Origin of the sequence: Bartonella sp. HY328, from assembly GCF_025449335.1 — a bacterium.
In the GTDB taxonomy this organism is placed as follows: domain Bacteria; phylum Pseudomonadota; class Alphaproteobacteria; order Rhizobiales; family Rhizobiaceae; genus HY038.
The window spans coordinates 2,238,713-2,261,591 of the sequence record NZ_CP104883.1; the positions used below are offsets into that span (position 1 = coordinate 2,238,713).

Consider the following 22,879-nt stretch of genomic DNA (forward strand, 5'->3'; position numbering starts at 1 on the left):
ATTATCAAAGAATTTATGGTTTTTGTCTGGATAGATGAGAATTTTGCGTATATCTGAGGTTGCAAATAGATTAAAGCTAGTTTACCTCATAAGCAGCTTTAAATAACCTAACAGGGCCAGCCCTAAACCATGCCATAAAAGGAGATGTCCTTGTCGCGCATAAATTTTGCCCGAAAGCGTTTTAAAAACGGAATAACCATTGCATTGCTTGCTGGTGTTGCTTTTGCGACAACCGCCTGCAATTCAACTGATCTTCTAAAAACAAGCCAAACCTTTGTTGAAGGTTATGTGGTTGATCAAGACGCTCTTGATTCTATTCCAGTTGGTTCAAGCCGTGATCAAGTATTGCTTGCTCTTGGCACGCCTTCAACAACCGCAATTTTTGACAATGAAGTCTTTTATTATATTTCGCAAACACGCTACCGCGGTGCGCAATTTATGAAAGCCAAAATTGTCGATCGCAAAATTTTGGCAATTTATTTTGACAATAAAGGCATCGTCAAGAAAATTGCAAATTATGGCTTGCAAGATGGACGGTTGTTTGACTTCGCGTCAAATACCACCCCAACCGGTGGTCGCGATCAGTCATTCCTTAACCAGTTGATCGTTGGTTCATCGGCAGCACCAGCTGGCCTTCCAACAACAGGTCGTTAAGCAAAGATTATAGATGCATGCACTTTAGCAACTTAACGTGCATGCATATTTACTTATTAAACCAATATTGATTAAGGCGATATTGGCCTTGATGATGTATTGCACTATGCAATTCAAATCACCTTATAACTTGCAACTATAGCAAGAGCGCATGAAAAAAGCCTAAGCACTTTATAATCCTATCAGTGCAAAAAATTCAAATATTTTGAAATAATAAATAGCCCAAAATACTAGCAATGATAGCCACGAATAGGCTTCGGGTCACAAATCCAGCGACAACTGATGCCAATGTTGCAAGCAAGGCAACAGACACACCAAAAGACGTCACTTCATCCTTGCCCATAACCTCTACTGCAATAATAGCGGTTAAAATAGCGGTTGGCACAAATGATAGCCAATTGCGTATGATAATCGGAAATGGGCGATGCGCCAAAACCAAAATTGGAAAAACACGAATAATAAATGTAACCAATGCTGCCGCTGCAATAGCTGCAAATATGTTATGCGTCATTGTTTTTAACCTTGGTCTTTTTGGTGCGCCACATTAAAAGAATGGTAGCAATTGTTGCAGCGACCATCGTTGCAATAAGAGTAGAAAGGTTCTCTAATATTTTATCCGACGAAAAAATATCATGGGTCAAAACAATAACTGCAATGGCAATCGCCATAACGATTAGGTCAAGAATACGCGTACGGCTAGCAAACCAACCGAGTAATAGCAAGCCAACAAACATCCCAACTAAGCTAAAAGAAAAACTATCGCGTAACCAAAGCGGTAAAAGCGAAGCAAAAAAACTTCCAACTAAATTAGCAAAAATCCAGCTTAACCATGCGGTTACATTAAGACCAAGAAGCCAATAAAATGGCAAACTATTATTATTTTTTATCGCATATTGCGAGGCAACACCAAAGGTCTCATCGGTAATTAATGCACCAGCAACAAGCTTTTCCCACCAAGAAGACTTGGAAAAAAATTGAGACATATAAGTATTAATCAGCAAATAACGTAAATTTATAAACCCCACCGCCAATGCAATTGCAATTACCCCCGCTCCGGCAGCGGCAAATTGATAAAATAAAAATTGCGCCGATCCCGCATAGATAAAAACACTCATCATAGCGATTTCAAATGTAGAAAAACCAGTCACATTTCCAACAGCACCACAAGCAAAGCCAATAGCCCAATAACCAAGCAATGTTGGAATACAGGCGAGTACTCCTGCATAGACTTGCGCCATTCTTTTTATTTCATTTTCTTTTTGCATCGTGATTCTTACTAATCTTGATTCTTAATATTTAACAAAACGCTTTAAAATGGAAATTTGGTTTATAAATATGCATAAAACTATGAAATAAGCATTATTTTTGACCTTCGTCATTTTATATAAAATACTTCATAGTTAAGGTGACTTCTTGTGATCGGCTGCTTCTGCATCTTCTAATCGGTTTAAGCTTTTTTAGGAAGCGTAAATACCTTAGAAGCATTCTTAGATGTGTAAAAGTGCTTCACAGCATAAAGAAACTCATTTATAGATCAAAAAACCATTAATAAGGAGAACTGCCTATGACTGGCTCCAAAGCCGTCACCATCGATCTTGATGCTAGAAGACGCAAAATAATTTTTCGCGCTTGGCATCGTGGGATTCGTGAAATGGATCTTATCCTTGGTCAATATGTCGATGCCCATGTGGCACAAATGACAGATCTCGGCCTTGATGAACTAGAACATATTATGTCATTTGAAGATCGCGATCTTCTGACATGGGCAACGGGAGAAATTCCTGTGCCTGCAGATGTTGATTCTCCTTTATTTCGAGACATATTAGATTATCGCACTAGGATGGAATTTTCTGCCTAACCATTGATATTCTCAAAAATACAAGCATTTGCAACTTGGTAGATGATAAAACCACCTACCAAAATACATTACGATTTAAAGCCGCCTGACTTAAAGGCGATAAAGATGACGGTTTAACCCATATGACCTGTTTTAGGTTTGAGTTGTTAAACAATTATTTTGGTCTTTTCTATTGATTAAAGTTCAAGATTGCAAAACTGACATTAATAATTGCTAATTTGTAACCAATCCCTCTACCTATCTAAATGATTGAGACATGGCTGTATTTTCAAAATTTTTACTTTCGCAAATTTCCGCCCCTCATGTCATCATTGACGACGTGCTGGAAGGTTATCAACCTTTTGCACTTGCAAAATTAGTGGAGGAATCTGGCGGGCCTATTTTGTTCATTGGTCGTGATGGCCAGAAGCTCGATGATATTGAAAGCGCAATCAAGTTCATCAATCCAGATTTACCAATTTTGCAATTCCCAGCTTGGGATTGCCTGCCCTATGATCGTGTTTCTCCAAGTCAAGTCATTTCAGCGCGTCGCCTTGCCGCCCTTGGTGCGATGGCAGCATTGCGCGAAAAGCCTCATCAGGCACTTATTTTAACGACTGCCAATGCAATTTTACAAAGACTTCCGCCACGCCAAGCCTTACAAGATGAGCTTATTCACGCGCGGCCTGGTCAAAACTTTGCTATGGATAAATTGCTTGAACATCTTAGCAAAAATGGGTTTGAGCGGGTTACGACTGTACGCGATATTGGCGAATATGCGGTACGCGGTGGCATTGTAGATCTTTTTGCGCCAGGCGATAGCGAACCGGTGCGACTTGATTTTTTTGGCGATACGCTTGAAACTATTCGCGCATTTGATCCTGCAAGCCAACGCACAACAACGACGCGTAAAAGCTTTTCCTTACAACCAATGAGCGAAATTACACTTTCTAAAGAGCGGATAAGCCATTTTAGAAAAGCCTATATCCAGCGTTTTGGTGCACCACAGCCAGGTGACGCTCTTTATGAGTCAATCTCTGAAGGTCGTCGTTTCGCTGGCATGGAACATTGGTTGCCATTATTCTTTGACGAGATGGAAACGATTTTTGATCATTGTGGCGCAATGCCGGTTATCTTTGATCATTTGGCAGCAGAAGCCATGGATGAGCGCCATGCGCTCATTTGCGAATACTACGAATCGCGCCGTGAAGGTGAACTTATCAAAGGCACGGCACAGGCAACTCCTTATCATCCGCTAGCACCTGATTTACTTTATCTTTCTCCTGTAAAGCTATTTGCCGCACAAAAGCAAAGTGGTCAACGCATCGACTTTACGCCTTTTTCGATGCCTGATGTTGGAACTGCTCGTCTTATTCACGCTAAAACAAGCAGCGTGCGTGACTTTGCACCTGAACGCAATGATGATAATATCAATCTTTTCAGCGCAGTTGTTGATTATCTTGCAGCATTACGGGCAGAGGGTAAAAAAATATTACTTGCTGGTTGGAGCGAAGGATCGCTTGACCGGCTTTGTCAGATATTAGATGAACATGGCTTGAAAAAAGTCGAAAAAGCCTCATCTCTTGCAATTGTTAAAGCAACACCGCGTGATCGTATTACTGCTGGCATTGTAACCATTGAGCATGGTTTTGTTGCTGAAGACTTAATCGTCATTGCCGAACAAGATATTCTTGGCGACCGACTTATCCGCCAAGCCAAAAGACGCAAGAAAAATGCCAATTTTATTAGCGAATCAACCTCGCTTAATAGCGGCGATATCGTTGTGCATGTCGATCATGGTATTGGACGATTTATTGGCCTTAAAACCATTACAGCAGCAGGCGCCCCCCATGATTGTCTTGAACTTCACTATGCTGGCGATGATCGATTATTTCTACCTGTTGAAAATATTGAACTATTATCGCGCTTTGGTGGTGAAGCGAGCGAGGCAATGCTTGATAAATTGGGCGGTGTTGCCTGGCAAGCGCGCAAAGCCAAGCTTAAAAAGCGCCTACTTGAAATGGCAGGTCAACTCATTAAAATTGCAGCTGAACGGCAAATGCGCCATGCGCCCGCGCTTATTCCACCTGCAGGGCTTTATGACGAATTTATTGCTCGCTTTCCTTATGATGAAACCGAAGACCAGCAAAATGCCATTGATGCAGTGGTTGATGATTTGGGTCTTGGCCGCCCTATGGACCGCCTTATTTGCGGAGATGTTGGCTTTGGCAAAACTGAAGTTGCTATTCGTGCGGCCTTTGTTGCCGCTCTTAATGGCTATCAAGTTGCCGTTGTCGTGCCAACCACCCTTCTCTCACGCCAACATTACAAAACCTTTGTGCAACGCTTCCAAGGCCTGCCAATTAATATTGGTCACGCATCGCGCCTTGTCACATCCAAAGAATTAGCCGCGACTAAAAAGGGCCTTGCCGAAGGAACGGTCGATATTGTTGTCGGTACTCATGCTTTGCTTGGCAAGACTATAGATTTTGCTAATTTAGGCATGCTTATTATTGATGAAGAGCAGCATTTTGGTGTTAAGCACAAGGAGCGGTTAAAAGAGCTAAAAAGCGATATTCATGTTTTAACTCTTTCTGCAACGCCTATTCCACGCACATTGCAACTTGCTTTAACTGGCGTTCGTGAATTATCACTTATTGCAACGCCGCCAGTGGATCGTATGGCTGTGCGCACCTTTATCTCGCCTTTTGATCCTTTGATTTTGCGTGAAACCTTATTGCGTGAGCATTATCGCGGTGGGCAAAGTTTTTATGTTTGCCCTAGAATTTCAGACCTTGATGAAGTGCGCGATTTTTTAAGCAACCATGTGCCTGAATTAAAGGTAGCAACCGCTCATGGTCAAATGGCACCAGGTCAGCTAGATGATATAATGAATGCCTTTTATGATGGGCAATATGATGTATTGCTTTCAACCTCTATTGTTGAATCTGGACTGGATATTCCAACAGCCAATACACTCATCGTTCACCGCGCCGACATGTTTGGCCTTGCTGCGCTTTATCAATTACGCGGTCGTGTTGGTCGCTCCAAACAACGTGCTTATGCCTTGTTTACTTTGCCAGCTTCGCGCATGCTCACGCCACAAGCAGAGCGGCGTTTAAAAGTATTGCAATCCCTTGATACTCTAGGTGCAGGTTTCCAACTTGCAAGCCACGACATGGATATTCGTGGGGCGGGCAATCTTCTTGGTGATGAGCAATCAGGCCATATTAAAGAGGTTGGCTTTGAGCTTTATCAACAAATGTTGGAAGAAGCTGTTGCTGAAATGAAGGGAACCGGCGAAGTAGAAGACAGCCAGTGGTCACCGCAAATTGCTATTGGTACGGCAGTGATGATTCCAGAAAATTATGTACCTGATGTACAGCTACGCCTTGGGCTATATCGCCGTCTTTCAGACCTTGAAAACGCGCAAGAAATTGATGCTTTTGGTGCGGAACTTATTGATCGCTTTGGCGCAATGCCATTAGAAGTTCAGCATTTATTAAAGATTGTTTACATTAAAGCTCTTTGCCGCAAGGCCAATGTTGAAAAAGTGGATGCGGGCCCCAAGGGCGTGGTTATTCAATTCCGCAATGGCACATTTGCTAATGGTGTGGGCTTGGTTAAATATATTGCCGAGCAGGGATCTATGGCAAAAATCCGCCCAGATCAAAGCATTGTCTTTATTAGAGATTGGCAAAGTGCTGAAAAGCGGCTTAATGGCACTGCGCTCGTCATGACACAGCTTTCTAAACTTGCTGAAAGTGAATAGTTAAAATGCGCTGGTTTTAATCAATCAACCAGCGCATCTTTTTTATTGCCATTAAAGTATAAGTTATTTTTAGCGTTTTGATATTTTATGTTCTGTGAAAAGCACTGTTGCCACAATACATATAATATTGGTGATGATAAGATAATAAGCAGGTGACAAGGGATTTTCACTATATTGCAAAATAAGAGTGAAGATCGGCTGCGCTGTTCCTCCAAAAATGGCAATTCCCAAAGCATAAGTCATAGAAAAACCACTTGCCCTTATATATTGCGGAAAACTCTCACAAAGCAATACAACCAACCCAGCACCGCTTATATTTTGCAAAGCGGTGAAGACGATAATCACGCCATAGAATACAAAAACATTGCTATAAAGATTTGCAATATAAAGCCCCGGAAACAGTAAAAACAGTAGAATAAGGCGCGGAATGATGATTGTCTTTTTGCGACCAAACCTGTCGGCACATAAACCACCAATTAAACCAAAGGAAACCATAGCTATGCCCATGACAATCGTCGATACCATAGCATAATCGGCCGTCAATTTAAGCTCGGTTAAAGCATAAGTGGTCATATAATTTAAAAAATATTGAGTAATGGTTGCGCCTGAAAGGACAAGTATGCCTAAAATAATCATTCGCCGATATTTAACCCAAGCACTAATGATAAGTTCTTGAGATGACACTGAAGCTATAGATTTGGGGGCATGATAGGTTTCTTTTAAATGCCGCCGCATCAATAGACCAAGTGGTAAAATAATCAAACCGATAGCAAAGGGAATGCGCCACCCCCAGCTTGCTAATTGTTGAGGGGTGAGATATTTAGCAAGAAAAAAGCCAAACAAACCAGCAATGATTGCTGCACAGCCTTGCGCCACAATTTGCCAACTGGTAAAAAACGCCCGCCTATTAGCTGGTGCTGCCTCCATCATGAAAGTGATTGACGGTCCTGCTTCGCCGCCCCAAGCAAGCCCTTGAATCAAGCGGATAAAAACCAATAAAATGGGTGCAAAAATTCCAATTTTAGCATAATCTGGTAATATAACCATGCCACCAGTACCAATGGCCATAAGCACCATGGTTAGCAACATAGCGGCTTTTCGTCCGGCTCTATCTGCATATTGACCAATAAAAATAGCTCCCAAAGGACGGGCAATAAAACCAACAGAAAAGGTTAATACTGTACTGAACAAGCTCCAAAAACCGTTTTTAAATGGAAAAAACGCTTCAGAGATGATGACTGTAAATGTTGCATAAAGAATAAAATCAAAATATTCGATAGCATTGCCAAGAACAACGGCAGCGACATCACGCTTTGGAATTGAGTGTTGTTGATCCTGTGTTTGCTGCATAAAAAATCCATATGTATATTTTGATGCGATCTTATTCGCTAAATTTAAAATGGCTCCCTAAAGCAATTTTGCAAATATGTGAAGTATGTTTTACTATCATTGAGCGAAATGCTTGGCTAAAAAAAATCCCATTCATGATATACATGAATGAGATTTTGCGTTTTTAAACCAGCTTTTCAGAACTATTTCTTGCCTGATTGCAGTCTTTCAAGCGCTTTGGTTAAACCCTTAAGTGAAAACTGCACATCGGCAGCTTGACCGTTCATAACCATGAAGCGAGCTTTACCCTCATTGCCTTTTTTAAATGTGGCAAGGGTCTTTTCATCCAAAAGCACCTGCGCCCAGCAACCTTGTTGGTTGCAATAACGGAAAGGCAACTGCATAACATTTTGTTTTTCAACAGTGAATAGAATACCTTCGAGTAAGAACACATTAAGCGGCACTACGGTGGTCAACATAAGCACTGGTTTGTCACCTGGCTTTTCACCATTCACTTGCGCAATGGCCATGATTAAAACATTGGCAATATTTTCACCTTGTTTTGCTTGGCGTATTTGTAAAACTTCACAATTTTTTGTAAATTGATCGCTAACCTTAACGTCAGTACACCGATAAACCCAATCGCCAAATTGCTCAGGCGGACTACTCGGAGCCCCGCTATTACCTCCTGCTGCAGGCGGATTGCGAACTAGACCTTGATTTGCATCTTGTGCAACAGCAGGTACAGCAAACATCGCCACACAAATTGCACTAATAGCGCTGAGGAAATTAAACTTCATTTACTTGCTCCAATTAGATGACTGGCCACTTTTTTCTATTCCTGACAATATCATTAATAAACCCAGCCAAATATTTTTAAACTTATATATTTTAACATAGCTAACAGATTTTGAAACATTCGCCATAAGCCATTTTTATGTATTCTACATATATTAATAGCGCTTAAAATAATAGAGCAAACATCATCAAACATTGTTGCATCACTTAAAACTTATCTGTCAAATAAGTATGCTTAGAAAATGACAAATCATAACTTTTTACCATTTGACCAAAATGTTATGGCCAAACATAAAATCCATATAATATCTTAAATACAAATCCCTTTTTGCCTTTTTTAGTTTTTACTTCAAGAAATAATATCCCTTTTTATAAGTGCGATACAAATCCTTGATAATCATGTTTTTTAAGCGAAGGGAGGCAGTTTCACTTAAATTTTAAGCATTATCATTGATATATTAAACTAATTAAGGTGAAATCATAATATTTCAAGGATATTCCTAAGAGTTTAAACAAGTTACTATATTATTCACTTCACCAACCCCAATTTCCCTTTTATGCTTTTTAAATTGGCTTACGCTATAAGGACCTTTATACAATCATCAATCCATCATGAAAAATATCAAATTTAGCAATATAACGCAGTTCAATGACTGGCTTTTTGAAAAAATAGTTTAATTCCAAAATTAATGCATATTTTGTCATCAATATGTTTTAACAATAAAATTACTTTAAAACCGCGAACACAAGAATCAATATCCATGAGCGAAGCAAATCCAAATAGAGCAGACAATCGCGAATTCCCAGCGGTTGATATTTACGATGAAGACGGCGTTATTTCAGGACAATTTTTGGAAGCTGTAGAAAATGCTGTTTTAGAAAATAATGCACTTTTTTTGGACGAAAATGTCGCCTCGCTTCACCCCTCTGAACTTGGTCATCTTATTGATGCGTTAGAGCCAGCGCAACGCCCCGAGCTTATCATACAGCTTGGTGAAAGCTTTGACTTTACCGCGCTTACCGAGGTTGATGATGCGGTACGCCTTGAAATTATGGAAGCACTACCGACTGAGCAAATTGTCGAAGGTGTGCAAGATATTGATTCCGATGATGCGGTGTATCTGCTTGAAGATCTTGATGATGAAGACCGGCAAGAAATTCTTGCTAAACTCCCTTTTACAGAACAAGTGAGCCTTCGTCGTTCGCTTGATTTTCCTGAGGAAAGTGCGGGCCGGCGCATGCAAACGGAATTTGTTGCAGTGCCGCCATTTTGGACCATTGGCCAAGTTATTGACTATATGCGTGAAGAGCAGAATTTGCCGGATCATTTTTCGCAAATATTTGTGATCGACGCAACATTTAAGCTTATGGGTAGCCTTGATCTTGACCGCCTCTTGCGCACCCAAAGGCCCGTGCGTGTTGATGATGTGATGCATGAAGCACGCCATGTCATTCCAGCGACGATGGATCAGGAAGAAGCCGCGCAGATTTTTGGCCAATATGACTTGCTATCGGCTGCAGTAGTTGACGAAAATGAGCGCTTGCTTGGTGTTTTAACCATTGATGATGTGGTCGATGTTATCCAGCAGGAAGCTGAAGAAGATTTGATGCGCATGGGCGGTGTTGGTGATGAAGAACTCTCAGACAGCGTTTTATCTACCGCTAAATCGCGCTTACCTTGGCTATCAGTCAATTTGCTTACAGCTCTCGCATCAGCCTCTATTATTAGTATTTTTGATGGTACCATTAAAGAAATGGTGGCACTTGCTGCCCTTATGCCGATTGTTGCCTCTATGGGCGGCAATGCTGCCACCCAAACTATGACGGTAACGGTACGCGCCGTTGCGACGAAAGACATTGATATCTATAACGCTGCCCGTGTTATTCGCCGCGAATTGACGATAGGACTGTTAAACGGCACGCTTTTTGCTTTACTAATTGGCACTGCCGCTGGTTTGCATTACTGGTCAGTAGACCTTGGCTGTATTATTGCGGCTGCAATGGTGATCAATATGCTTGCTGCGGCATTAGGCGGTATTTTAACTCCGCTATTGTTAAACCGCTTTGGCGCAGATCCTGCCATTGCCTCATCGGTATTTGTCACCATGATTACCGACGTTGTTGGTTTTTTTTCGTTCCTCGGACTTGCAACTTGGTGGTTTGGTCTTTGGTAAAGCCGCAAGCCCAATAAAGCAAAAGAGATTATTACGGGGTTAGAATGATATGATACGCGAGTTTTACACGATTAAAGATCTTACCAAGGAATTTAACATTACCCCAAGGACACTGCGTTATTATGAGGATGAAGGCCTTATCCAACCGATAAGGCAAGGCCGCATGCGCCTTTATTCTCAATTAGATCATAATAGAATTACCGCAATTTTACGTGCGAGACGACTTAATTTTTCGTTGGAAGAAATTCAACAATTATTGCACATAAACGACCACCCCTCGCAAGATGGCCAAACATTGCGGCACATTCTTGACCATATCAATACTCAACGCCAAAAGCTAAAACAAATGCGCCAAGATATTAATGATCAATTAGATGAACTTGAGCGCCTTGAAGATCGCTCATTTGAACGTTTGGCCGAACTTGGCGTAATGCGGTAATGAACTATTTTAGTCTTTTTTAAATACGCAATTAATTTGCATTCTGCGCAGGTTTTTCCAATACATCATCGCCAAAGAGGCAAGTTTTACGAATAGCTTGAATGCGATCATCATCTATGCCGATAAGCCCATGTACCAAATCTTCCAAAAGCCCCTGCTTATCAAGCTCATCATAAGCGCAGCTACAAAATTTTACTGCTTGTTCTTGCGGCCCGTCAAAATCCTTAAGACAAGCAGTTTCTTGCGCACTTCTTATCTCAGCAATTGTTGGCTCGCGTAACGGAATAATACTCGAATATGCGAAAAATGCCGCCATTAAAATAGGTTGATGAATAAGATAGATAAGAAGCGTATGGCGGCCAAACCATTGTAACAACCGGTTTAAAAAATTTGGTTTGATACCAGCCTGCAAAAGCGACAAAACATTTAACTTATCCGTTAATTGCGCAAGGGTTAAGCCTAGCAAGCCAGCGGAAAACCATGGGAAAAATGGTACATAATCAAATGTTGATGGTGGCGCCGGATTTAATCCTAGCCATAAAAATGCATTTCCATAGACAGGCGGTAAAAAATGTGGCGCATAAAAAACGGCTACTGCAACAATTACATTAATTAGCCAAGACATACGCAAAAACAACAAGCCAATAAAGCTGGTTAAGGCAATTTCATGTAGAATACCAAAATAAATAAAATTATCAGGCATAATATAAAAGGTAGCTAAGCTGACTAGACCTGCCGCCAGAATAATAACAATAAATCGCCGCGTAAATGCGTGCCATTTTATTGCGTTACCATGAGCAAGATAGAGGCTAAAGCCACTTAAAAACAAAAAGCTACTGGCCACAATACGCGCAAGATCAACTAACCAGCCATTAGCTATTGCATCAGCGGAAATATAACCAAAATAAGCAAGATCCCAGCTAAAATGGAACACCACCATGCCGATTAACGCAATAGCGCGCAATATATCAAGCTTTTCTAGCCGTAATCGTTTTTGTGGGGTATTATTGACCGCGCTTGTTTTTACCATAAAATCTACAACCCCATGAATTTAAATATGCAATTAAATGGCAGCTATAAACTAAATAAATACACTATTTCAAGCTGCCCAAAACTAGATTTCTTTCGCTTAAAGCGCAATAATATTGGCTATTAAATACTCTCATTCATCATAAATTTGAAAGGATATATATTTTTTCCAACCAAAAGCATAATTATCACCTTTTATTGAACAACCGAGTACGATAAAAATTATATTGATATTTTTGATATTCGTTTTCCCCGAAATTTACCAAAATTAGATTCATAGGGTCAAAATACGTTGCTTTTAAAGCCATTTTTTTAAAATAAATGATTAGCAAGAAAAAAGAATCCCATTCATTTTTTTTAATCCCGCACAAAGTCATCTTATTTCTTTAGCTTTACCCTCTTTTCATACGACCAAAGCATAAATTGGGCTTGTCTTTTTTTTGTCATCAGACCACATTAACCTCTAAGAATCGGAAAAATTATTGCTTGCAATGAACCTTGATAAATGGTCGATTGCCAGCAAATGGATTAAAAATTCCGTTTTTGAGTTGAAAATTCATTTAAGGAGATAGATGAAATGGCTTTTGAATTACCCGAGCTTCCATATGCCTATGATGCATTAGAGCCATATATGTCACGTGAGACTTTAGAATATCACCATGACAAGCATCATCTTGCTTATGTCACGGCAGGTAACAATCTTATTAAGGATTCTGGCCTTGAAGGTAAGAGCCTTGAAGAAGTGGTTAAGGGCAGCTATGGCAAAAACCAACCATTATTCAATAATGCTGGCCAGCATTATAACCATACATTGTTTTGGCAATGGATGAAAAAAGACGGCGGTGGCAACAAACTACCAGAAAAGCTCGCCAAAGCAATTGAAAGCGATTTGGGTGGTTTTGATAAATTCCGCGCCGATTTTATTGCTGCAGGCGTTGGCCAATTCGGCTCTGGTTGGGCATGGGTTGCAGTTAAAGATGGCAAGCTTGAAATCATGAAAACACCTAATGGTGAAAACCCACTCGTGCATGGTGCAACGCCAATTCTAGGTGTCGATGTTTGGGAGCATTCTTATTATATCGATTATCGTAACGCCCGTCCTAAATATCTTGAAGCATTTATCGACAATCTTATCAATTGGGATTTTGTGCTTGAACTTTATGAAAAAGCTTAAGACTACAGATTGATTTAATTAGATATTTGATAAAAAAATCCGGATTATTATTGTAATAATCTGGATTTTTGCTATTACAATATTATTAATGCAGCTTGTACGACTGCAACAAATTATAAATTAGACCGATTAATACTATCAATATCATCTTTTTAAATAAAATTAAAAGGTTTCTGCCGCTTCCATAATTATCTTAGCAACTTCATTTGCCTTAGATATAAGTGAAGCATGGCTAGCATCCAGCTCAATAATCATTTTAGCTTTTAATCTATTTGCCATATTTTTTTGATTGACAGGTGAGATCATGCGATCATTGCTTGAAATCTGATACCATGACGGTTTTTTCTTCCAAGCAGGATGCTCTATCGTATCATTAAAGCTATTTGCTAAGGGTGCCTTTTGTGCATGAGCCATGGCTATGGTGTCAGTCTTTCTTAAATCCTGACAAAAGCTGCGATTATACTCCTCTACTTTTAACCACAAATAACCATCACTATCCCCTTCAATTGCTGAAATAGCCTCAGGTGGATTTTGTCCAGTTAAACTGCCAGCACTCTCACCTTTGTCGGGTGCAAAAGCTGCAATATAAACAAGCCCAACAACTTTTTCATTATTGCCTGCTTCGGTGATAACTGCTCCGCCATAGGAGTGACCAACCAACAAAACGGGCCCCTCAACTTGATTGATCATTTTATTGGTGCGTTCAATATCATCAGCTAACGAGGTTAAGGGTATTTCAATTGCTTTTACTTCAAAATCTTTATCAACAAGCAAAGGGATTACATGCTGCCAATGAAGAGAGTTTCCCCAAAAACCATGTACAAGGATAATTGTTGGCTTTGCCATAAACTTAAACTTTCATTTTATTCTATATGTATTACCAAAATGATTTATCCCTCGCCAGCCAGTAGCGCTACATAAATAATCTGATAATAGATAACATAAATGTTAGTATATTTTATATATTTTGCGCTAAATATCTTAATCGCGAATGAGCATTAACGGTAACTCAATATAATAATTAAGCGTTTCAAAACTGATCAAAGCGAAGGCATAGACATTTTTTGAAGCAATAAGACCCAAGCCTATCAAATAATTAAAGCTCTCAAAAAAGCGTTTTCAGTGCAAGATTGAAAACGCTTTTATTAAATTTTATAGTTATCCTAAGCGGGCAAGAGCTTTTTCAAGCTTCTCGCGTTCTTGCGAGCATTCTTCCAAACGAGCACGTTCAGCTTCCACCACATCAGGACGCGCATTGACAACAAATTTTTCATTATTGAGTTTTGAAGATAGTTTGCCAATCTCAATATCAATTTTGCCAATGCTTTTATTAAGGCGTGCGCGCTCTGCGTCAAAATCAATCAAGCTACCAAGCGGAAGCGAGAAAGTAACACCACTAATGACGGTTTGCGCTGCTTGCTCTGGTGCAACATTGGCAAGGGTAATGCTTTCCAAACGGGCAAGACGCTTTAATGCAACCTCATGACGCTCTAGGCGATCTTTAGTTAGCTGATCAGATTCAAGCACCACCAAGGGTGCCATAGCGCCGGCTGAAACATTCATTTCTACCCGAAGCGAGCGAATACCTGATACAACGTCGATCAACCAATTAATATCATCAGCAGCTTGCTTGTCCTGATAATTAATATTTGGCCACTTTGTCACAACCAACATTGCATCACGACTTTGATTTTCACCTGCGGTATGAGCCCATAATTCTTCCGTGATAAATGGCATAAATGGGTGCAACAACTTATAAATTTCATCCAAGCACCAAGCAACGCAAGCTCGTGTTTCTTGCTTTTGCACTTCATCATCGCCGAGAAATACTGGCTTAATAAGTTCCAAATACCAGTCACAGAAGAAATTCCATACAAAACGATATAAGCTTGCTGCCGCATCATTGAAGCGATAGCTTTCGATACCGCTCGTCACTTCGCCAACAGTGCGGCTCAACTCTGTCAATATCCAGCGATTAAGCGGTAGGCTAACATTTTCTGGCTTGAAATTTTGGTCATGAGCTGCACCATTCATTTCAGCAAAACGAGTTGCATTCCACAATTTGGTAGCAAAATTGCGATAACCGGCGATACGGGTCGGGTCAAGCTTAACATCGCGCCCCTGTGCTGCCATAATAGCCAAGGTAAAGCGTAAAGCATCTGCACCATATTCATCCATCAGTTCCAAAGGATCAATGACATTGCCTTTGGATTTAGACATTTTGGCACCATCTTTATCACGCACCAAAGCATGCATATAAATGGTATCAAAAGGTACATCTTCCATGAAATGAATACCCATCATCATCATGCGAGCAACCCAGAAGAACAAAATGTCAAACCCTGTAACCACAACGCTGGTTGGATAATAGGTTGCAAGTTCAGCTGTCTTTTCCGGCCAACCCATGGTTGAAAACGGCCAAAGTGCAGAAGAAAACCATGTATCAAGCACATCTTCATCGCGCTTTAATTCGACCACTTCACCATAATGCTTGAGGGCCGCTTCACGGGCTTCTTCTTCACTTTTTTCAACAAAAATAGTACCATCTGGTCCATACCATGCAGGAATTTGATGCCCCCACCATAACTGACGAGAAATACACCAAGGTTCGATGTTCTCCATCCAATGATAATAGGTCTTGTCCCAATTGGCAGGAACAATAGTTGTGCGCCCCTTGCGAACGGCTTCAATTGCAGGCTTTGCAAGTTCTCCTGCATTTACATACCATTGGTCGGTTAATAGCGGTTCAATCGGCACGCCGCCACGGTCCCCATGGGGAACCTTGTGAAGATGGGCTTCAATCTTAGCAAGATATCCGGCTTCTTCCATCATTTCAACAATGAGCTTACGCGCTGCAAAACGATCCATGCCGTCAAGCTGGTCTAAAAGCCGATTAAGCGTATCATCTTGCTGCAAGCCTTCCATAAAATCATCATTACCACGTAACGTGATTTTAGCGTCTGGCGTCATGATGTTAATAGCACGTAAATTATTACGCTTACCAACTTCAAAGTCGTTAAAATCATGGGCAGGGGTAATTTTTACCGCGCCTGACCCTGCTTCAGGATCCGCATAATCATCTCCAACGATTTCGATTTTACGACCAACAAAAGGCAAAATCGCATATGTACCAATTAAAGCCTTATAACGCGGATCTTCAGGATTAACTGCAATACCACTATCGCCAAGCATGGATTCTGGACGCGTCGTTGCAACCACAATAAAGCTTGTTTCATCTTCTAAATTAAAGACCTTGCCTTCAAGTGGATAACGAAAATGCCATAAATTGCCATTAACCTCGCGTTGCTCCACCTCAAGATCTGAAATAGCGGTATTAAGCTTTGGATCCCAATTTACAAGGCGTTTATCCTTGTAAATAAGACCCTGGCGATGAAGAGTTACGAACACTTCTAAGACGGCTTTTGAAAGCCCTTCATCCATTGTAAAGCGTTCACGCGACCAATCACAAGACGCACCAAGACGGCGCAATTGATTGGCAATCATGCCCCCAGACTCGTGTCGCCATTGCCAAATGCGCTCAACAAATTTTGTCCGCCCTAACTCTCTACGGCCTGGTTCCTTACGCTCAGCCAATTGGCGCTCCACCACCATCTGGGTTGCAATGCCAGCATGATCCATACCTGGTTGCCAAAGCACATTTTTGCCGCGCATTCTTTCAAAACGAACCAAGATATCTTGAATAGTATTATTGAGCGCATGGCCCATATGCAGCGAGCCCGTGACGTTTGGCGGTGGAATGACTACAGCAAAAGCTTCAGCACCCGGTTTTGAACCTGCGCCTGCTTTAAATGTACCCTTGTCTTCCCACTCTTTGGCAATACGTGGCTCGATGGCTTTTGAATCATAATTTTTTTCAAGCATTTTTTATCCGATTCGATTCTTGTCGTTGAGCAGTGGCAAATTAGCCTGCAATTTGCTCATTGTATTTTCAATTAATTTAGAAGCGCATATCTTATGACTGCGCGATATCTTTGTCAAAATTACGCAGTTTTTCTTTTTGTTCTTGGCGGTGATAAGTGAAAACACTGATCGGCAAAAAGATAAGATATAAAAAGGCCGATATGGTAAGTGTAAGCCATGTATAGCTTACCAATAAAACAACATAGGCAACGATAACCAGCATAAGCGGCACAACAATATCACGGCGCACACCTTTGCCGATAGATTTGCCATTATAAACCGGTAATTTTGATACCATTAAAAAAGCAATAGCTAAGGTATAAATGCTAAAAATAATCCCTGTGACATGATTAACTGGCAAATCAAAAGCCCCAAGATAAATGGGCAAAACCAACAAGCAGCCACCTGCAGGGGCTGGAATGCCTACAAAATAGTGCTTTTGCCAATCTGGCGTATCGTGACGCTCCAATGCGACATTGAAGCGGGCAAGGCGTAAACAACAAGCAACACAATAAACAACCGCAGCCATCCAGCCAAAATTACGCGCTTGATCTAGGATATAGATATAGCAGATAATTGCTGGCGCAACGCCAAAATTTATCGCATCAGCCAACGAATCCATCTGTTCACCAAAAGGCGAAGAGCCGTTCATCAAGCGCGCTATACGACCATCAATGCCATCAAGAACCGCAGCAATAAGCATCATAAAAATTGCACTTTCAAAACGGTGCTCAATCGCCATACGAATGCTGCTTAAACCCGCAACAATGGCTAAAACGGTAATGACATTTGGAACAAGATAGCGCATAGCAATCGGCGCTCGGCGCTTATGCTGCTCGCTATCACTATTATTATCTGGTTCAAAAGGTGGAAATGGCGATGCGCTTTTCATGTCGTCAATCCATTCTAAAATCTGTTAGGCTTTCGCCTTCATCAAACATTGCCAAAACAGTTTCACCAGCCACTGCAGTTTGACCAACCCCAACGCGAATATTAGCACTTTTAGGCAAATAAACATCAAGACGTGATCCAAAACGAATAAGGCCAAAACGCTTACCCGCTTCAACCTCTGCGCCATCATGAACCCACCACACAATACGCCGTGCTACCAGACCTGCCACTTGCACAACGCCGATATCGCCATGTTTGGTTTCAAGCACAACACAATTGCGTTCATTGGTTTCGCTCGCCTTATCAAGTTCGGCATTAGCAAATTTGCCGGGATGGTAAACCATGGATTTAATTTTGCCATCAATTGGAATACGGTTTACGTGGCAGGAAAACACATTCATAAACACCGAAATACGAATAACTGGCTCATCACCAAGATTAAGCTCTTTAGGCGCTATCATTTCTCCAACAAAAGAAATTTTGCCATCTGCTGGGCTAATAACTAATCCCTCGGCAACTGGCGTAAAACGCTCTGGATCGCGAAAGAAATAAATACACCAAATTGTCAGTACCAAACCTGCCCAAAAAAGTGGAGCCCATGCCCAGCCAAGGAGCAGTGAAACCACAAAAAACACCGCAATAAATGGATAGCCTTCTTTATGAATAGGCACGAAATTATTGCCTATGGAGCGCATGATACTCATTGATAATCCTGTCTTCTCTAAAATCCGGCAAATTAAACAGCTTAAAAACCAGATCTAATATTGTAATTATCTTTCAATTAGCAGACTATGAAAGCATGCGCAAAAAGATAAATGATTTATGTTGGTTTTGTGCGTCCTACTTAGGATAAAATGCACTTTTTTTTAATAATGAACAGTATTTTTTACCTAAATGAAACACGTTAATACAAAAAGACCAATTCAGTTAAGTGAATTGGCCTTTTGACGATATTAAATTACAAAAACATTCCAAAACGCGATAGCGATAATATCAACCTATAAGGCAGGATCACCGCGATCAATCACACCGAGATCATCATTCTCACGCATTTCACGCAATTTTTGCTCAACCTCAGTTGCCTCACGCTGACGCTTCCACATAGATGCATAAAGGCCATTTTCATTAAGCAGTTCCTGATGTCTACCACGCTCGACAATTTTACCACTTTTTAATACCAATATTTCATCAGCATCAATAATTGTCGATAGGCGGTGGGCAATAACGAGGGTTGTACGATTCTTACTCACCAGTTCGAGGGCTTGCTGAATATCCTGCTCCGTTGCCGTATCAAGCGCAGATGTCGCCTCGTCTAAAATAAGAATCGGCGGTGCTTTTAAGATAGTACGGGCAATAGCAATGCGCTGCTTTTCACCACCTGATAATTTTAAACCGCGCTCACCGACCATAGCATTGTAGCCCTGTGGTAAGTTTTCAATAAAATTAGAAATTTGCGCAAGTTCTGCAGCCCGCTTCACTTCTTCAAAACTGGCGTCGGGCCGACCATAGCGAATATTATAGGCAATAGTGTCATTAAAAAGGACTGTATCTTGCGGCACCATACCAATAGCATGGCGAAGGCTTTGCTGTGTTACATCGCGCACATCTTGCCCATCAATTGAAACTGAACCAGATTGAACATCATAAAACCTAAATAAAAGCCGCGAAATAGTTGATTTACCAGCACCCGACGGCCCAACAATTGCGACTGTTTTACCACTTGGCACTTCAAAGCTAATGCCTTTTAAAATTGCTCTATCTTCATCATAAGCAAATTTGACCTCATCAAAACGAATTGTCCCCCCTTCAATCTTCAAAGGTTTTGCATCTGCTTTGTCGGTAATTTCCTGCGGAACATCTAAAAGATCAAACATTTGCTCAATATCGGTTAAGCCTTGGCGCACTTCTCGATAAATAAACCCAATGAAATTCATTGGAATGGAGAGCTGGATCATAAGCGTATTAATAAAAACAAAGTCACCAACGCTTTGAGTACCATTGGCAATTTCACGCACTGAAAGCACCATCATCATCATCAAGCCAACACCAAAAATCACTGCTTGGCCAAAATTGAGCCAACCTAGTGATATCCACGTCTTAACGGCTGCAGTTTCATAGCGCTCCATAGATGCGTCGAAGCGCTTAGCTTCCATATCCTCATTACCAAAATATTTTACCGTTTCAAAATTTAACAATGAATCAATCGCACGAGTATTGGCTTCAGTATCTGAATCATTCATTTGTCGTCGAATTGCAATGCGCCAATCACTGGCTTTGATGGTAAACCATGTATAGGCAACCACCGTTACAACCACGACAACGACATATTCAAAACCGCAAGAAATCCATAGAACAAAGGCTGTTAGGGCAAATTCGAGCAAAGTTGGTGCTGTATTTAAAATGGTAAAGCGAACAATTGCCTCAATACCTTTAGTGCCACGCTCAATAACCCTAGATAATCCACCCGTGCGTCGCTCCAAATGAAAGCGTAGTGATAATTGATGCATATGAATAAAGGTTTGATAGGCAAGCTTGCGTACCGCATGCTGGCCAACAGCAGCAAAAAGCGCATCACGTAATTGGTTTAAACCAGCTTGAATGATACGGGCCACATTATAGGCAGCAACCAGCATTAATGGCGTCACTAGCGCTGGCATTAACCAGCCTGGCGCTTTGAAGCTACCTCCCAAGGCTTCAGTGGCATATTTGAAAAAATAAGGCACCAAAATAAGCACAAGTTTTGAAGCGACAAGATAAAACAACGCCCATAAAACGCGACGCTTTAACTTTGGCTGATCTGTTGGCCACATATAAGGCCATAAATTATAAAGCGTTTTAAAGGTTGCACCAGAATCAGCCGAAACTGTTTTACTGCCGTTATTATTTTCGGCCGAACTATCACTCATTTTTTTAAATCTTTTTCTAATACTTGTGCAACAATGATTTATTGCTTTGGTGGCAATGCCAATCTTTGCCCTGCTTGAACATTGTGAGGATTTTCCAACACGTGTCGGTTCAATTGATAAATTTTATCAGCAAAATTATAATCACCATAGAGGCGTTGGGCTATTTGTGAAAGTGTCTCACCTGGGCGAACGACCACCGTTTCAACTGGCTTATTGGCAACATAATATTGTTCATTGGTTTTATTTAGGTTTGAAATTGTAAAAGGCAAAGTAACATTTGCGAATATCTGCCCCTTTTCATCTAATAATTGCGCTTTTAAAGCATAATCACCTTCAGCAAGTCTGTTGGTACGCTCAATACAAAAACGCCCCGTTTCTTTGATAAACTCAGAACCTAATATAAGATCAAGATTATGGATTGCAACCCGGCGATTTGCTGGTGCATTACCACATACAATAAAGTGCCCATTTTCATAGGCAATATATTCAACCGTAAATCCAAGCTTCTCCGAAGCACCATCATCGCCAGAAACGTTATTTAACGGATAGACGATTCGTTGGGTGCCATTTGGTTCATCAATAATTGCGGTTATCGGTGCACTACCATCATTATTGACACTTACAACGAGTGTTTGGACAGATGTTGCAGACTGACCATTTTTATCAGTAGAACGCAAAACATAACGGTATTCCCCTACTCGCGGCCTTTTTATGAGACCAATTTCGAAATTGCCATTTTCATCTGCGCGTATTTGGCCTAATAGTTTTGCTCCGCATACAAGATCAATTTCGCTAAAGGGATCAGCTTTACCAGTAATAATAATTTTACCTTGCGCATCAATTGAAAAAGTGGTGAAAACTGGTGCTGTAACCGAAGCTGGAAATGCAATAGCCGATTGAGCAACGGCAAAACGCACTGGCTCTGCAGATACTGACAACAAACCGCCTAATAGCATTATTATAAAAGCTCTAGCGAATAATTTAACATTTATTCTTTGCAAAACTCTGCCTTGATATTTATCATTGTAATGTCTTAATTTGGGCATCCTCGAAAATAGCATAAATATACCTTCAAGACATATGCTTCAAGAAAAATGCTCGAATTAATTGCGGATTGTCTTAATTTGTTGATAAAAACAAAAAAGCTAATGAATAACAGGCTATTTTGACGCATTTGAAAATTTTAGAATATATCGTTATTATTAACGTAAAGCATTATATTTTAAAATAAATTAAAAAATATTTGTCCCTCATTTAATTCTACAACACATAAGGTCAGCTTTTAAATTTCTGTGGTTAATTCTAGTGTTAAAAAGGCAGTGTATAGAATAAAGAAATATCGCTTAATCCAAAAAGAGGAAAAAACATGCAAAAAATTGACTATATTTGTGTTTATTGCGGGTCTAGCGCTGGCGAAAACCCTATCTATGTCAAGGCTGCTGAATTGTTTGGCGAGGCCTTAGCTAAAGCTAATATTGGGCTTGTTTATGGCGGTGGTAGTCGTGGTATAATGGGCGCAGTCGCCCAAAGTGTCAAAGCACATGGCGGCAATGTCATTGGAATCATCCCAGAATTTTTATTAAGCAAAGAGGCACCAGATGCCGCAATCATAGACCTTGATGAGTTAATCATTGTTGATACTATGCATCGGCGCAAAACATTAATGTTTGAAAAAGCGGATGCTTTTGTCACCTTTCCAGGCGGTATAGGTACTTTAGAAGAAATTATTGAAATGATGACATGGGCACAATTGGGCCATCATAGTAAGCCAATGGTTTTTGCCAATATTAATGACTACTGGAAACCTTTAGCAGAGCTTTTACGTCACATGGCCGACGAAGGGTTCTTTCATAGCGCCAGTAAAGTTAAACCGCTTTTTATAAATAATGTTGATGATATTCTTCCATCAATAAATAATATTTCTTAAATTGCCGCCTTTTAAATTAATGGCGCGG

General features: G+C 40.7%; 18 protein-coding genes. 7 read left to right on the forward strand and 11 right to left on the reverse strand.

Annotated elements, in window-relative coordinates; translation table 11 throughout:
- The first annotated feature begins 144 nt into the window (after nt 1-144).
- Entirely contained in the window at nt 145-654 is a 510-nt protein-coding gene (locus N5852_RS09610; protein WP_410004209.1) for an outer membrane protein assembly factor BamE, read from the forward strand.
- Nucleotides 655-850: 196 nt separating this feature from the next.
- On the opposite strand, the gene N5852_RS09615 is transcribed toward N5852_RS09610, so the two are convergent.
- Together N5852_RS09615 and N5852_RS09620 are read right to left on the reverse strand one after the other, a co-directional pair.
- On the reverse strand, nt 851-1,165 hold the full coding sequence (locus tag N5852_RS09615; protein ID WP_262097584.1) for a branched-chain amino acid transport AzlD family protein: 315 nt from the start codon (nt 1,163-1,165) through the stop codon (nt 851-853).
- Nucleotides 1,155-1,919 carry an AzlC family ABC transporter permease gene (locus tag N5852_RS09620; protein WP_262097585.1) on the reverse strand — a complete coding sequence of 255 codons (765 nt, stop codon included), beginning with the start codon at nt 1,917-1,919 and terminating at the stop codon, nt 1,155-1,157. Before N5852_RS09620 ends, N5852_RS09615 begins: the two co-directional genes overlap by 11 nt.
- Before the next feature lie 299 nt (nt 1,920-2,218).
- Between N5852_RS09620 and N5852_RS09625 the strand changes: the two genes are divergently transcribed.
- Both N5852_RS09625 and mfd read left to right on the forward strand, forming a co-directional pair.
- Nucleotides 2,219-2,512 carry an FAD assembly factor SdhE gene (locus N5852_RS09625; RefSeq protein ID WP_262097586.1) on the forward strand — a complete coding sequence of 98 codons (294 nt, stop codon included), beginning with the start codon at nt 2,219-2,221 and terminating at the stop codon, nt 2,510-2,512.
- Nucleotides 2,513-2,768: 256 nt separating this feature from the next.
- Nucleotides 2,769-6,263: a transcription-repair coupling factor gene (gene mfd, locus N5852_RS09630; protein WP_262097587.1), complete on the forward strand. Its 3,495-nt coding sequence runs from the start codon at nt 2,769-2,771 to the stop codon at nt 6,261-6,263.
- Nucleotides 6,264-6,332: 69 nt separating this feature from the next.
- Here mfd and N5852_RS09635 read toward each other — a convergent pair whose 3' ends face one another.
- Entirely contained in the window at nt 6,333-7,613 is a 1,281-nt protein-coding gene (locus tag N5852_RS09635; protein WP_262097588.1) for an MFS transporter, read from the reverse strand.
- 182 nt (nt 7,614-7,795) lie between these two features.
- Nucleotides 7,796-8,392, reverse strand: coding sequence for an invasion associated locus B family protein (locus tag N5852_RS09640; RefSeq protein ID WP_262097589.1), 597 nt, complete (start codon nt 8,390-8,392; stop codon nt 7,796-7,798).
- A gap of 759 nt (nt 8,393-9,151) precedes the next feature.
- Here N5852_RS09640 and mgtE point away from each other — a divergent pair.
- Nucleotides 9,152-10,564, forward strand: coding sequence for a magnesium transporter (mgtE, locus tag N5852_RS09645; protein WP_262097590.1), 1,413 nt, complete (start codon nt 9,152-9,154; stop codon nt 10,562-10,564).
- 49 nt (nt 10,565-10,613) lie between these two features.
- Nucleotides 10,614-11,003 carry a MerR family transcriptional regulator gene (locus N5852_RS09650; RefSeq protein ID WP_262097591.1) on the forward strand — a complete coding sequence of 130 codons (390 nt, stop codon included), beginning with the start codon at nt 10,614-10,616 and terminating at the stop codon, nt 11,001-11,003.
- Between the two features lie 31 nt (nt 11,004-11,034).
- Here N5852_RS09650 and N5852_RS09655 read toward each other — a convergent pair whose 3' ends face one another.
- A complete protein-coding gene (locus tag N5852_RS09655; RefSeq protein ID WP_262097592.1) occupies nt 11,035-12,033 on the reverse strand; it encodes a heparan-alpha-glucosaminide N-acetyltransferase in 999 nt (332 codons plus the stop codon).
- Between the two features lie 576 nt (nt 12,034-12,609).
- Between N5852_RS09655 and N5852_RS09660 the strand changes: the two genes are divergently transcribed.
- Entirely contained in the window at nt 12,610-13,206 is a 597-nt protein-coding gene (locus tag N5852_RS09660; RefSeq protein ID WP_262097593.1) for a superoxide dismutase, read from the forward strand.
- Between the two features lie 162 nt (nt 13,207-13,368).
- On the opposite strand, the gene N5852_RS09665 is transcribed toward N5852_RS09660, so the two are convergent.
- The 6 genes from N5852_RS09665 to N5852_RS09690 all read right to left on the reverse strand — a co-directional run bounded on the left by N5852_RS09665 (nt 13,369) and on the right by N5852_RS09690 (nt 21,862).
- On the reverse strand, nt 13,369-14,052 hold the full coding sequence (locus N5852_RS09665; RefSeq protein WP_262097594.1) for an alpha/beta hydrolase: 684 nt from the start codon (nt 14,050-14,052) through the stop codon (nt 13,369-13,371).
- A gap of 312 nt (nt 14,053-14,364) precedes the next feature.
- Complete coding sequence (locus N5852_RS09670; protein WP_262097595.1) at nt 14,365-17,088, reverse strand: valine--tRNA ligase; 2,724 nt, start codon at nt 17,086-17,088, stop codon at nt 14,365-14,367.
- A gap of 91 nt (nt 17,089-17,179) precedes the next feature.
- Nucleotides 17,180-18,019, reverse strand: coding sequence for a CDP-diacylglycerol--serine O-phosphatidyltransferase (pssA, locus tag N5852_RS09675; RefSeq protein WP_262097596.1), 840 nt, complete (start codon nt 18,017-18,019; stop codon nt 17,180-17,182).
- Nucleotides 18,020-18,023: 4 nt separating this feature from the next.
- Entirely contained in the window at nt 18,024-18,722 is a 699-nt protein-coding gene (locus N5852_RS09680) for a phosphatidylserine decarboxylase (protein WP_262097597.1), read from the reverse strand.
- 294 nt (nt 18,723-19,016) lie between these two features.
- Nucleotides 19,017-20,924 (reverse strand): ABCB family ABC transporter ATP-binding protein/permease, encoded by a 1,908-nt coding sequence (locus tag N5852_RS09685; RefSeq protein ID WP_262097598.1) that lies wholly within the window; start codon nt 20,922-20,924, stop codon nt 19,017-19,019.
- Between the two features lie 38 nt (nt 20,925-20,962).
- The gene (locus tag N5852_RS09690) at nt 20,963-21,862 is read right to left on the reverse strand and encodes a LysM peptidoglycan-binding domain-containing protein (protein WP_262097599.1); all 900 of its coding nucleotides are present in this window, start codon (nt 21,860-21,862) and stop codon (nt 20,963-20,965) included.
- 428 nt (nt 21,863-22,290) lie between these two features.
- On the opposite strand from N5852_RS09690, the gene N5852_RS09695 reads away from it, so the two are divergent.
- Nucleotides 22,291-22,851: an LOG family protein gene (locus N5852_RS09695; RefSeq protein WP_262097600.1), complete on the forward strand. Its 561-nt coding sequence runs from the start codon at nt 22,291-22,293 to the stop codon at nt 22,849-22,851.
- Nucleotides 22,852-22,879: the final 28 nt, after the last annotated feature.

Bases quoted from the DNA above. Each gene is read 5' to 3' on its own strand.
- N5852_RS09610 (WP_410004209.1), top strand. From the start codon at position 145: ATGTCCTTGTCGCGCATAAATTTTGCCCGAAAGCGTTTTAAAAACGGA.
- N5852_RS09615 (WP_262097584.1), bottom strand. From the start codon at position 1,165: ATGACGCATAACATATTTGCAGCTATTGCAGCGGCAGCATTGGTTACA.
- N5852_RS09620 (WP_262097585.1), bottom strand. From the start codon at position 1,919: ATGCAAAAAGAAAATGAAATAAAAAGAATGGCGCAAGTCTATGCAGGA.
- N5852_RS09625 (WP_262097586.1), top strand. From the start codon at position 2,219: ATGACTGGCTCCAAAGCCGTCACCATCGATCTTGATGCTAGAAGACGC.
- mfd (WP_262097587.1), top strand. From the start codon at position 2,769: ATGGCTGTATTTTCAAAATTTTTACTTTCGCAAATTTCCGCCCCTCAT.
- N5852_RS09635 (WP_262097588.1), bottom strand. From the start codon at position 7,613: ATGCAGCAAACACAGGATCAACAACACTCAATTCCAAAGCGTGATGTC.
- N5852_RS09640 (WP_262097589.1), bottom strand. From the start codon at position 8,392: ATGAAGTTTAATTTCCTCAGCGCTATTAGTGCAATTTGTGTGGCGATG.
- mgtE (WP_262097590.1), top strand. From the start codon at position 9,152: ATGAGCGAAGCAAATCCAAATAGAGCAGACAATCGCGAATTCCCAGCG.
- N5852_RS09650 (WP_262097591.1), top strand. From the start codon at position 10,614: ATGATACGCGAGTTTTACACGATTAAAGATCTTACCAAGGAATTTAAC.
- N5852_RS09655 (WP_262097592.1), bottom strand. From the start codon at position 12,033: ATGGTAAAAACAAGCGCGGTCAATAATACCCCACAAAAACGATTACGG.
- N5852_RS09660 (WP_262097593.1), top strand. From the start codon at position 12,610: ATGGCTTTTGAATTACCCGAGCTTCCATATGCCTATGATGCATTAGAG.
- N5852_RS09665 (WP_262097594.1), bottom strand. From the start codon at position 14,052: ATGGCAAAGCCAACAATTATCCTTGTACATGGTTTTTGGGGAAACTCT.
- N5852_RS09670 (WP_262097595.1), bottom strand. From the start codon at position 17,088: ATGCTTGAAAAAAATTATGATTCAAAAGCCATCGAGCCACGTATTGCC.
- pssA (WP_262097596.1), bottom strand. From the start codon at position 18,019: ATGAAAAGCGCATCGCCATTTCCACCTTTTGAACCAGATAATAATAGT.
- N5852_RS09680 (WP_262097597.1), bottom strand. From the start codon at position 18,722: ATGAGTATCATGCGCTCCATAGGCAATAATTTCGTGCCTATTCATAAA.
- N5852_RS09685 (WP_262097598.1), bottom strand. From the start codon at position 20,924: ATGAGTGATAGTTCGGCCGAAAATAATAACGGCAGTAAAACAGTTTCG.
- N5852_RS09695 (WP_262097600.1), top strand. From the start codon at position 22,291: ATGCAAAAAATTGACTATATTTGTGTTTATTGCGGGTCTAGCGCTGGC.